Annotated in this window: 12 protein-coding genes and 1 other annotated feature; of the genes, 9 read left to right on the top strand and 3 right to left on the bottom strand. The window is 44.7% G+C overall.

The window, feature by feature from the left end; translation table 11 throughout:
• Positions 1–65: 65 nt before the first annotated feature.
• Complete coding sequence (locus tag ACQKD4_RS08905) at positions 66–1,724, top strand: peptide ABC transporter substrate-binding protein (RefSeq protein ID WP_427373066.1); 1,659 nt, start codon at positions 66–68, stop codon at positions 1,722–1,724.
• Positions 1,725–1,830: 106 nt separating this feature from the next.
• Here the strand turns inward: ACQKD4_RS08905 and trpS are convergent, their stop codons facing one another.
• On the bottom strand, positions 1,831–2,832 hold the full coding sequence (trpS, locus tag ACQKD4_RS08900; RefSeq protein ID WP_427373065.1) for a tryptophan--tRNA ligase: 1,002 nt from the start codon (positions 2,830–2,832) through the stop codon (positions 1,831–1,833).
• Between the two features lie 51 nt (positions 2,833–2,883).
• Positions 2,884–3,093: a binding site (T-box leader), on the bottom strand.
• A 42-nt stretch (positions 3,094–3,135) separates the two neighbouring features.
• A complete protein-coding gene (locus tag ACQKD4_RS08895) occupies positions 3,136–3,504 on the bottom strand; it encodes a DUF3899 domain-containing protein (RefSeq protein WP_427373064.1) in 369 nt (122 codons plus the stop codon).
• Between the two features lie 268 nt (positions 3,505–3,772).
• Between ACQKD4_RS08895 and ACQKD4_RS08890 the strand changes: the two genes are divergently transcribed.
• From ACQKD4_RS08890 to ACQKD4_RS08870, 5 genes are all read left to right on the top strand, one after another.
• Complete coding sequence (locus tag ACQKD4_RS08890) at positions 3,773–5,392, top strand: peptide ABC transporter substrate-binding protein (RefSeq protein WP_214695466.1); 1,620 nt, start codon at positions 3,773–3,775, stop codon at positions 5,390–5,392.
• Positions 5,393–5,698: 306 nt separating this feature from the next.
• On the top strand, positions 5,699–6,625 hold the full coding sequence (gene opp3b / locus ACQKD4_RS08885; RefSeq protein WP_214695468.1) for an oligopeptide ABC transporter permease: 927 nt from the start codon (positions 5,699–5,701) through the stop codon (positions 6,623–6,625).
• A complete protein-coding gene (gene opp3C / locus ACQKD4_RS08880) occupies positions 6,625–7,650 on the top strand; it encodes an oligopeptide ABC transporter permease (protein WP_412093968.1) in 1,026 nt (341 codons plus the stop codon). Before opp3b ends, opp3C begins: the two co-directional genes overlap by 1 nt.
• Before the next feature lie 23 nt (positions 7,651–7,673).
• A complete protein-coding gene (locus ACQKD4_RS08875; RefSeq protein WP_214785235.1) occupies positions 7,674–8,747 on the top strand; it encodes an ABC transporter ATP-binding protein in 1,074 nt (357 codons plus the stop codon).
• Positions 8,747–9,697 (top strand): ABC transporter ATP-binding protein, encoded by a 951-nt coding sequence (locus ACQKD4_RS08870; protein ID WP_074035095.1) that lies wholly within the window; start codon positions 8,747–8,749, stop codon positions 9,695–9,697. The genes ACQKD4_RS08875 and ACQKD4_RS08870 overlap by 1 nt, the downstream gene beginning before the upstream one ends.
• 80 nt (positions 9,698–9,777) lie before the next feature.
• Here ACQKD4_RS08870 and ACQKD4_RS08865 read toward each other — a convergent pair whose 3' ends face one another.
• Positions 9,778–10,311 (bottom strand): HD domain-containing protein, encoded by a 534-nt coding sequence (locus tag ACQKD4_RS08865; protein ID WP_074035089.1) that lies wholly within the window; start codon positions 10,309–10,311, stop codon positions 9,778–9,780.
• Positions 10,312–10,532: 221 nt separating this feature from the next.
• On the opposite strand from ACQKD4_RS08865, the gene ACQKD4_RS08860 reads away from it, so the two are divergent.
• The 3 genes from ACQKD4_RS08860 (at position 10,533) to mecA (ending at position 12,074) form a co-directional block, all read left to right on the top strand.
• Entirely contained in the window at positions 10,533–10,670 is a 138-nt protein-coding gene (locus tag ACQKD4_RS08860; RefSeq protein ID WP_214695472.1) for a hypothetical protein, read from the top strand.
• Positions 10,671–10,847: 177 nt separating this feature from the next.
• Positions 10,848–11,246 (top strand): transcriptional regulator SpxA, encoded by a 399-nt coding sequence (gene spxA / locus ACQKD4_RS08855; protein ID WP_015881217.1) that lies wholly within the window; start codon positions 10,848–10,850, stop codon positions 11,244–11,246.
• Positions 11,247–11,417: 171 nt separating this feature from the next.
• Positions 11,418–12,074: an adaptor protein MecA gene (mecA, locus tag ACQKD4_RS08850; RefSeq protein WP_274664951.1), complete on the top strand. Its 657-nt coding sequence runs from the start codon at positions 11,418–11,420 to the stop codon at positions 12,072–12,074.
• Positions 12,075–12,136 lie beyond the last annotated feature (62 nt).

Raw genomic sequence — 12,136 nt, 5'->3', positions numbered from 1 at the left:
AGAAATGACTGAATTTTCTACCATCATTCACTTCGTTAAAACGAAAAAATCAGGGGGTCATCGCAATGAATAAGAAAAAAGGTTTTGCTTTAGCATCTTCGGTTACACTTCTTTCAAGTGCTTTCCTAGCTGCATGTTCGACAGGGGATGAAGACACAGGGTCTTCAAATGGATCAGGTTCGGAAGGTTCTGCAGACGAAGCGCAAGTCCTCAACTTGCTCGACGGTTCAGACATTCCTTCACTTAACCCAACACTCGCAACGGACGCTGTATCGTTCAACGTTTTAAACAACGTTAACGAAGGTCTCTACCGCATGGACGAGAACGATGAGCCAACTCCAGGTATGGCTGAATCTCACGAAGTTTCAGAAGACGGAAAAACGTACACGTTCAAAATCCGTGAAGGCGCTACTTGGTCAAACGGGGAGCCTGTCACAGCGAACGACTTCGAATACGCTTGGAAAGAAGTACTCAACCCAGATAACGCTTCACAATATGCATACGTTATGTCACCAATTGAAGGTGCTGACGAGTATAACACTGGCGAAGGCGAACGCGATGCAGTAGGCGTTAAAGCACTCGACGATCAAACACTTGAAGTTAAATTGAAAGCTCCAGCTGACTACTTCCTCGGATTGACAAGCTTCGGCGTGTTCATGCCAAAACTTGAGTCATTCGATACAGAGCAAGGCGAGAACTTCGGTACATCTGCAGAGACAACTCTCTACAACGGACCGTTCAAACTCGACAGCTGGGAGCGCGAGCAAGGCTGGAAAATGGTCAAGAACGAAGACTATTGGGATGCTGACACAGTTAAACTTGAAGAAATCAACGTTAAAGTCGTTAAAGAAGTTTCAACAGGTGTTAACTTGTATGAAAACGGTGACGTTGACCGCACAGGCTTGACTTCTGAGCTCGTTGCTCAATATCAAGATAACGAAGACTTCTCAACTGTCGTTGAGCCAACACTCTTCTACCTTCAGTTCAACACTGCTGTGGAAGCGCTTGACAACCAAAAAATCCGTAACGCGATTGATCGCGCATACGATAAAGCTGCAATCTCAGAAACACTTCTTGCGAACGGTTCAATCCCTGCAAACTACTTTGTACCAAAAGATTTCGTAACAGGTCCAGACGGGAAAGACTTCCGTGAAGGAAATGGCGACATCGGTGGATACAACGTGGAAGAAGCTCAAAAGCTTTGGGAAGAAGGTCTTTCTGAGCTCGGAACGGATACAGTTGAGCTTGAACTCCTCAACTATGACTCAGAGTCTGCGAAGCAAATCGGTGAGTTCATCAAAGGTGAACTTGAGAAGAACCTTCCAGGTATGAGCGTTTCAATCAAGCAACAACCGTTCAACAACAAACTTGACCTTGAGAACAAAGGAGAGTTTGAGTTCACATTCGCTGGTTGGGGTCCTGACTACCAAGATCCAATGACATTCATTGACCTCTTCGTCACAGACGGACCATACAACCGTGGTAAGTGGTCGAACGAAGAGTTCGATAAACTCATCGCTGATGCGAAAGCAAGCACAGATCCAGCTGAGCGTTGGAAGCAAATGCAAGATGCTGAGAAGATCGTTCTTGAAGAGAGCGTCATCTCACCAGTTTACCAACGTGGATCAGCTCGTCTCACGAAGCCATATGTTAAAGGTATCGTTGAGCACGCATTCGGTGCGGACTACTCTTACAAGTGGGCTTCAATCGAAGGTAAAGAATAATTTTAATTCACGCTTACAAGAGAGACAGGGACGCCTGTCTCTCTTTTTTATGCAATTATTTATACAAAAAAAGAACTCTCGCATGGAGAGTTCTGTTGATATAAGCTTATTTTTTAATTTTGGCACGTTTACGACTGAGACCCATCGCTTTTTCGATCTTCGCGAGATTTTTATTCGCGACGGCTTCAGCCTTGGCTCGACCTGCATCGAGAATCTCATCGAGTTCTGGAGAATCAATCAATTCATGATAACGGGCTTGAATCGGTTCGAGCAAGGCGACGACCGCTTCTGCCACATCTTGTTTAAATGTACCGTAATTTGAATTTTCGTATTGCTTGACGAGGTCATCGATTGATGTACCTGTCGATAGCGAGTAAATTTCTAACAAGTTCGAAATCCCTGGTTTGTTCTCACGGTCAAACGAGATGACGCCACTCGAATCGGTTACGGCACTCTTGATCTTCTTGCGGATGACATTCGGCTCGTCGAGCATTGAAATGTATCCTTTGGTGTTTGTGTCGGATTTTGACATTTTTTTCACGGGATTCGTGAGAGACATGATGCGTGCGCCTTCTTTTTGAATGAGTGGTTCAGGCATCGTGAACGTCTCGTAGTAACGTTTATTGAACCGTTCCGCCAAATCACGAGTCAATTCGATATGTTGTTTTTGGTCATCTCCGACAGGAACGAGTTCCGTATTGTATAACAAAATGTCAGATGCCATTAGTGTTGGATAAACGAACAATCCGGCTCCAACATTTTCATTTCCCTGCGATTTATCTTTATATTGTGTCATGCGACCGAGCTCACCCATTCCCGCGATGCATGTTAACATCCATCCGAGTTGAGCGTGCGCTTTCACTTCAGATTGAACGAAGATTGTCGCTTTCTCAGGGTCGAGACCAGAAGCGAGATAAAGTGCCGCTAGTTTTCGCGTGTTGTTCATTAACTCGACACGGTCGAGTTGTACGGTGATGGAATGCAAATCGACGATGCAATAATACGCATTGTTATCATCTTGAAGATCGACGAATTGTTTCATCGCGCCTAAATAGTTCCCGAGCGTTACGACGCCGGTCGGTTTGATTCCCGAAAAAATCGTTGCCATGTGTATACACCTCCGAAGAATATAAAAAAACCGCAGTCGTCCGTCCGAATAAATCGGGACGAATAACCGCGGTGCCACCCAAATTTGCATAAAATATGCCACTTGAACGCTGTAACGGGCGTGAACCGTCTCGCCATACTCCTCATGTTCAAGCGAGCCACTCCGAAGTCCATTCATTCAAGTCTTTTCATCTACTCGCAGCACCGTAGACTCTCTGAGGAAAAGATGATTTGAATTACTTGTCTTCATCCAAGTGTTCTTATTCTGAATCTAGTTTAGCATAGGTCGTCGCTTCCGAAAAGATTAAATCAAAGCGACGAGAAAGGAAAGAGCGATACTTCCGACACCAACGAACACCCAGTTCCAAGCCGATTGCTTACGGAGTTGTCGATCTTCAGGATCCTCTTCTTCATCCTCTTCATAATCCGCATCGATTTCTTTGAGCTTTGCACGCCGACTTCGCTTGAAACCATACATGATCCCATCGAACAATCCAGTCGCACTCATATGTGAGAACATCCCGATCGCAAAAGTGAGAATTCCGGAAACGAATAGACCGCCGCTCAAATGAAACAGGAAAGATTCGCTTCGGAAATATGAAAAAATCGACCAAACGGTGTACAGGATTGTGACAATCCCCCAAACAATCAATATATTTCGAAACTTTTTCAACGATGTAATCTCCTTTCACGCCATAAAGGGAACGAGCAACCGTTCCGCGTTTCTTCTATGATACTAGGAAGATGGGGGAGAATGCGAGTATGAAATTCGAGTGGTATGGTAGCGTTTTATTATGTAGTTGACAGTTTGATTAAAAATTTCTTACAATAGCCCTAACGTTCTTTCGTCGAATACTTTATGAAATATTCAGAAAATTAAAGAAAAAGTAAGATGTTCATTCGACGAATGGCTAGCTTTTAAAACGAAAGGGGAAATCGCAATGAAGAAAAAATCGATTCTGCTCATGATGACGATCATCTTGGCACTCGGTTCAGTACTCGCGGCTTGTTCGACAGGCGGAGACTCTGATGGCGGCGGTTCTTCTTCAAACGGAGAAAAAGTTCTTCGTTTGACGGATACGTCAGACATCACAACAGCCGATCCGGCTCTTGCTACAGACGCGGTCGCATTCAACTTGATCGCCAACACAATGGAAGGTCTTTACCGTCTTGATAAAGATGGAAATGCCGTACCAGCTCTCGCTGAAGGCGAACCAGAAGTAAATGAAGATGAGACTGTTTACACATTCACACTTCGTGATGCTGAATGGTCAAACGGAGAGCCAGTTACAGCCAACGATTTCGTTTATGCATGGCAACGCGCTGTCGACCCTGCAACAGGTTCACAGTATGCATACATCATGAACACAATTAAAAACGCTGAAGCGATCAACACAGGTGACACACCGAAAGAAGAGCTTGGCGTTAAAGCAATCGATGAGAAAACACTCGAAGTCACACTCGAGCGTCCAGACCCATCATTCCTTTCACTTACTTCATTCGGTACATTCACACCAATCAATGAAGCATTCGCGACAGAGAAAGGCGAAGATTTCTCAACGAACCCTGAAAACCTTCTCTACAACGGACCATTTACATGGTCAGAGTGGGATCGTGAACAAGGTTATGTCTTAACAAAGAACGACACGTACTGGGATAAAGACAACGTCGCGCTTGAAGCCGTTGATGTTCGCGTCGTAAAAGAAACATCTACAGTCGTAAACTTGTATGAAGCTGGCGATGTTGACTATGCAGGTCTCGCATCAGAACAAGTTGCTGCTTTCCAAGAAGATGAAGATTACAACACAGGTCTTCGTTCTGCTGTCGGATATTTCAAATTCAACCACGAAGATGAAATCTTCTCTGATGTGAATGCACGTAAAGCAATCGCACGTGCGGTCGATCCAACTGGAATCATCGACCAACTCTTGAACAATGGTTCAATTGCAACAACATCATTCATTCCAAAAGACTTCATCAAATATGAAGACGGTACGGATTACACAGAGGGTGTTGAGTACTTCCAAACAAACGCTGACGAAGCTGCTTCACTTTGGGAAGAAGCAACAGGCGGAGAAGCGACAACAATCGAACTCCTCTCGTTCGATAGCGAAGTTTCAAAACAAATCTCTGAGTATATGAAAGGTCAAATTGAGTCGAACTTGCCGAACGTAACGGTTGAAATCGCTCAACAACCTTTCAACAACAAACTTGAGCGTGAAGCAAACGGTGACTACCAAATGTCATTCGCACTTTGGGGACCTGACTACCAAGATCCACTTACGAACCTTGGTATCTTCACATCAGACAACGGACAAAATGACATTAACTATGCGTCATCTGAATATGACCAGTTGATTGATGAAGCGTCTGCTGAAACAAACATCGATGCACGTTATGACTTGTTCAAAGAAGCTGAAGCTCTCTTAATCGAACAAGACCAAGCGATCATGCCGATTTATCAAGCCGGTGTGGCGTACTTGATTCGTCCAAACATCGAAAACTTTAACCGTCAATTGTTCGGTGCTGACTACCAGTACAAATACGTTGATATCAAGTAATGGGATGAGGGGGCATGCGAACCGCATGTCCCCGATTTTCTAAAAAATTCTACCGAAGTAAGAGAAAATACTGTTCAAATGTTTTGTTGGTAAAGTATAATGTAGTAACAGTGAAAATTCAGAATAATCTCTGAAAAGAATATTCTTTGTTTTCAGCCGCTGTGCTAAGAGCCTTGAGATGACGTATACGCTATTCTTTCAGAATATTCCTTTCATTTTGTGAATTTGAAAAATAGGTCATATGTCATAGTGAAGCTGTTGGTGCAAGTAGTAGAAAGAATTAGAAAAAACAGGGGGTTTTTATTCATGGGACGTTATATCCTACAACGGCTGACTTACGGCCTCATCACGTTCTTCTTGATTGCCACGTTCACGTTCTTCCTGATGGACCTGCTCCCAGGTTCACCGTATCAGAACCAGGAAAAACTGACAGAATCACAAATTCAATTATTGAATGACCGCTACGGACTCAACGATCCGCTTCCGGTCCGTTATGCGACGTACATCGGAAACATGCTCCAAGGTGACCTTGGCGTTTCATTCCGTACGGCGAACCGTCCAGTAACTGAATTGATTATGGAACGAATTGGTCCTTCGGCACAATTAGGGCTCCAGGCATTAGTTCTCGGAACTCTTGTAGGCGTATTGTTAGGTGTTGTTGCGGCGATTCGTCACAATACGGTCATTGACTATGGTTCAATGTTCGTATCGGTAATCGGGATTTCTGTCCCATCGTTCGTTTTTGCAGCCCTCCTTCAGTACTATGTCGGAGTTAAATTGCAGTTGCTTCCAGTTGCATTCTGGGAAACACCAGCACATACAGTCTTACCAACAATCTCATTGTCACTCGGTGTCACGGCAGCGATTGCCCGTTTCGTCCGAACCGAGATGTTAGAGGTTACCGGACAAGACTACGTCACGCTTGCGAAAGCGAAAGGGTTGACGGGTAACGCCATCGTGTGGAAACACATGGTTCGTAACGCGATGATTCCTGCCATCACCATCCTTGGACCGATGACAGCTGGACTCTTAACGGGTACATTCGTTATCGAGAAAATCTTCGCTGTACCAGGACTCGGTGAATTGTTCGTCACGTCAATCACGTTGAACGACTACTCTGTCATCATGGGAACGACATTGTTCTTCTCAGGATTGTTCATTATTATCATTTTGCTTGTCGACTTGCTCTATGGGGTTGTTGACCCACGTATTCGTCTTGGGGGGAATAACTGATGATTGAAAACAAAAAGAATTACGAACAGTTCGACCAAGACATGTTCACACCTGTTGAGATGAATGAACAGCTTGGTGAACGAATCGCTGGGAAAAGTTTAAACTTCTGGCAAGATGCATGGATGCGCCTAAAGAAAAACAAAGCGGCCATCATCTCGCTATCAATTATTTTAATTCTCGTTGCACTTGCATTGTTCGGACCTATGTTATCGGCTCGTGATGCGTATGAACAAAACATTTCACAAGCGAAACTTCCGCCAAAAGTCACAGGTCTTGAATGGGCTGGTTTTGATGGGATGGCGACACTCGGTGGTCGCGATATCGACTTCTATGAACAAAAGAACGTAGAAGAGAACTTCTGGTTCGGTACGGACTACCTCGGTCGTGATCTTTGGTCACGTATTTGGGAAGGGACACGTATTTCCCTCTTCATCGGTTTCGTTGCGGCCATCATCGATACATTGATTGGTGTCGCATACGGTGGTGTCTCAGCTTACTTCGGTGGACGTACGGATAACATCATGCAACGTATTGTTGAGATTTTGACAGGTGTACCTAACTTGATCTTAATCATCTTGTTCATCTTAATCTTTGACCCTGGTGTCTTCACCATCATCCTCGCCATGGCCATCACTGGTTGGATCGGGATGAGTCGACTCGTTCGTGGTCAGATTTTGAAACTCAAAAACCAAGAGTTTGTCTTGGCAGCTCGCACACTTGGTGCATCTAGTACGCGATTGATTTTCAAACACTTGATTCCAAACACATTGGGTGCGATTATCATCACGCTCATGTTCACGATTCCATCTGCCATCTTCTTCGAGGCATTCCTCAGCTTTATCGGGATCGGGCTTCAACCGCCACAGGCATCACTTGGTACGTTGATCAACGATGGATACAAAGAACTACGGACATTCCCGTTCCTTCTTATTATCCCGTCGGTCATCATCGTCTTGCTCATGGTCAGCTTCAACTTGCTTGCCGATGGCTTGCGTGATGCGTTCGATCCGAAAATGCGTAAATAAAAAAGAAAGAGGGGGACTCGTGCATGGAAACGATTTTATCAGTCCGAGACTTAGAGGTCTCGTTCCACACATATGCAGGAACGGTTCAAGCCGTTCGTGGCGTATCGTTTGATTTGAAAAAAGGCGAGACGCTCGCCATCGTAGGAGAATCGGGTTCAGGTAAATCCGTTACTTCGAAGGCGATTATGCGTCTCATTCCGAACCCTCCAGGTGAAATCACGAACGGAGAAATCATGTTCGAAGGGAAAGACTTGGCGAAACTTTCGGAAAAAGAAATGCTTAAAATTCGTGGTCGCGATATCGCAATGATTTTCCAAGACCCGATGACATCACTTAACCCGACAATGACGATTTACAAACAAATCGCAGAAGGGTTGAAACAGCACCAAGGATTGACAGGTGAGGATGCGAAGAAGCGTACTCTCGAATTGTTGACACTTGTAGGGATTCCAAACCCAGAAGCGCGTTTGAAACAGTACCCACACCAACTCTCTGGTGGGATGCGTCAGCGTATCGTTATCGCGATCGCACTCGCATGTAACCCGAAAGTGTTGATTGCCGATGAACCGACAACAGCACTTGATGTTACGATTCAAGCGCAAATTCTTGAACTATTAAAAGACATTCAGCAAAAAACAGGTACAGCGATTATCTTCATCACGCACGACCTTGGCGTTGTTGCGAACATGGCTGACCGTGTTGCTGTTATGTATGCAGGTCGTCTAGTTGAAAAAGGAACGGTTGATGAAATCTTCTACGAGCCACGTCACCCGTACACATGGGGACTTCTTGGTTCGATGCCGCGTCCGACAGATGACCGTAACGAAGCGTTACCGGCAATCCCGGGTACGCCTCCAAACTTGCTCGATCCTCCAAAAGGGGATGCATTCGCACCGCGTAACCCATACGCGATGAAGATTGATTTTGAGAAAGAGCCACCGATGTTCCAGGTGAGTGATACACACTTTGCTTCTAGTTGGTTATTACACCCACAAGCACCAGTGGTTAGTCCGCCACGTGCGATTCGTGAACTCGCTCTCAAGTATCGTCCGGACAGTGCGTTCGCAAAATCGTTTACGAAAGGTGGTGCTGAATAATGGAACGCGAGAAATTACTCGAAGTAAAAAACCTGAAGCAGCACTTTAAAATTGGCCGTGGCCGCGTTGTCAAAGCGGTCGACGGAATCTCGTTTGATATTTTCAAAGGTGAAGTGCTCGGACTCGTAGGAGAGTCTGGCTGTGGGAAGTCTACGACAGGACGTACAATCATCGGTCTTTATGACGCGACTGACGGCGACGTTGTGTTCAAAGGCGAAAACGTCCACGGTAAAAAATCAAAAGCTGACAAGTTGAAATTCAACCGTGCTATGCAAATGATTTTCCAAGATCCATACGCATCGCTTAACCCGCGTATGACGGTTGCGGATATCATCGCAGAAGGGATTGATATTCACGGTCTTGCGAAGACGAAAGAAGATCGTATGAACCGTGTGTATGACCTTCTTGAAACGGTTGGTTTGACGAAAGAGCACGCGAGCCGTTACCCACACGAATTCTCGGGTGGACAACGTCAGCGTATCGGGATTGCCCGTGCCCTTGCGGTTGAACCAGACTTCATCATCGCCGATGAGCCGATTTCTGCACTTGACGTTTCGATTCAAGCGCAGGTCGTCAACTTGATGAAAGAATTGCAACGCGATCGCGATTTGACGTATTTGTTCATCGCCCACGACTTGTCGATGGTTAAATACATCTCTGACCGTATCGGTGTTATGTATCAAGGTCACCTCGTAGAGCTTGCGACAGCAGATCGCCTTTATGAGAACCCAATTCATGCGTACACGAAATCGCTTCTTTCAGCGATTCCGCTTCCGGATCCGGAGCATGAACGTACACGTAAACGGATCGTATACGAGTCAACTTCGAAAGGTCCAGTCGGACGTTCAGATGAAGATTCGAGTATCCCACCACTTCGCGAAGTCGAGCCAGGACACTATGTCTCGCTCACGGACGAAGAGTACGAAGCATACAAAGCACAACTCGTTTAATGCGATGGCCCTGACTTCTAAATGAAGTCAGGGTTTTTTTTAGCGCAAAAAAATAGTCACCTATTGGAATAGGTGACAGGTTATCCGTTTGAAATACGCGGCAAATTCGAGAGGCGTTCAACGATGGCATCGATTTGACGGACGCGTGCTAGCGCATCTTCAATCTCCATTGTCTCATAATGATGCAGACCACCTGGTTGCTCTACGAACGTATCGGCGTCATGAACGAGCTGTTGAAGCGGGGTCCGTTGAATTCGGCTTGGTGGTAAATAGGAATCGGTATGCAAAAGAATCATAACAGAAATCTCTTTAGCACGGGCAGGGTCTTCCCCGAGACGAATGAGTAATTTATGCGCCCGCTCCGCACCTTTGATTGCATGAATATCGTTCTGACGATATAAGTCATAATTCCATTTGCCTTCTGTATACCATTCATAGTGACCGATATCATGAAGTAGCGCAGCTTTCGTCGCTAGATCTGTATCGAGACCACGTTTCGTTGCCATTTCGAGAGCGCGCTCACAAACGTCTACAGCATGTTTTAAGCCTGATCGAGTTAAATATTTTTGGGTTACCGGATGTCCCATGATGGTTTCTAATGTGATTCTCATCATCGCTCTCCTCCTTGAATAGAAAAAGGTTATTTCTATAAACTATACAGGTTTTTTGTATGTAATGCAAATAATATCCGTGTAAAGAAATGATGAACTCGTAAGAATGATTCACATTTCACAAACAAATGTGCTATAATTTACTTGTAGATTAGTGCAAGTTCAAGATTTTCAGAATCGGTAATGCTCGGTCGGTTGCTTACGCTGTACGGGGGTGAGAGGCCATGAAAGAACGTGACAAAGTTCTACGAGAGAAAAAACGACTTTTGAAAGAAGTGTTGAAGAAAAAGTTGAAAGACTTGCAAGTCAAGCCAGGGAAAGAGACGGTGTCTCAACCAGTGTCTCGGTTCCCGGCATCTTGAGATGGGTCATTCAAGGTCGCATTCACCGAATGCGCCCTCTTTTCATATCTGAATGATAAAGAATATCATTGAAGTTTTAATAATTAAGAATTATTATAATTAAGTGGATGCGAATTTGGGTATACAGATAGAGTCACTTAAAAAGATGGACGCATACTCGATCAGGGAGGAAGAAAAATGGTCACACTTTATACGTCTCCAAGCTGCACATCTTGCCGAAAGGCACGAGCTTGGCTCGAAGAACACGATATCCCGTTTACAGAACGAAACATATTTTCAGAACCGCTCTCACTAAATGAGATTAAGCAGATCTTACGCATGACAGAAGATGGAACGGATGAGATTATTTCAACTCGTTCTAAAGTCTTTTCAAAAATCGATGTATCCGTTGATGCGTTATCGCTTCAACAATTGTATGATTTGATTCAAGAATATCCGGGCTTACTACGTCGTCCGATTTTGATTGATGAAAAACGACTACAGGTCGGATACAACGAGGATGAGATTCGTCGATTCTTGCCACGGAAGGTTCGAACGTTCCAATTGCAAGAAGCACAGCGACTTGTGAATGAATGAGAGCATACTGTCTAAGCAGTGTGCTTTTTATTATCGATTATTTCCTATAAAATAAAGTTATAACCCGTCATCTAGATTGAACGATGTCAAAAAGGGTACAAAGATAACAAGACAATTTCCCCTCTCCTCCTTATGTGAAATGGGAGCGAGGTGAGAAGGGAGTGGACAATCGTGAAAATTGAGCGCATCAATGACAATACCGTCAAATTTTTCATCACATATGTGGACATTGAAAAACGTGGCTTCGCACGTGATGAAATTTGGTACAACCGAGAACGTGGCGAGCAGCTGTTCTGGCAGATGATGGACGAGGCTCACGAACGTGAAGACATCTCGTTTGATGGTCCACTGTGGATTCAAGTCCAAGCTTTTGAAAAAGGTCTAGAAGTGACCGTGACAATTGCGAAAAATGTGATGGATACGGAAGACGATTCTGAACTCGGTTCGCTTCTTCGTTCAGCAATTGATGAAGCACGAGATCAACAATCGGTACTCGATCAATTGAGTGAGTTGGATGAACTCGAAGCGGAAGCAGATGCTTGGGCGCCACTCGCAATGGAAACAGATGATTTCGAAGCGATCATTTCACTGAGTAAGCGTGCAGGTGAAACGTTCAGTGATCTTGATTTGAAACTATATCATTATCAAGACCGTTACTACTTGTGGATTGATTTCCCGGATGAAATGGAGCCTGAAGACGAAGAGAACGCACTCAGTCTTCTAGCAGAATATTTAACATTTAGTACACAGACGCAACCGATGCTTGAAGAGTATGGTAAACTCATTCTCGATGGCGACGTCTTCGCGAAAGTGCGTCATTACTTCTAAATGATCAATCGCCTGTTCAGACGGACAGGCGATTTTTTCAAATCAATGGTAAAGAGGTGTTG

The sequence above is a fragment of the Exiguobacterium sp. NPDC077395 genome, from assembly GCF_050269125.1.
In the GTDB taxonomy this organism is placed as follows: Bacteria; Bacillota; Bacilli; order Exiguobacteriales; family Exiguobacteriaceae; genus Exiguobacterium; species Exiguobacterium aestuarii_A.
This window is presented reverse-complemented; position numbering and strand designations above follow the sequence as displayed.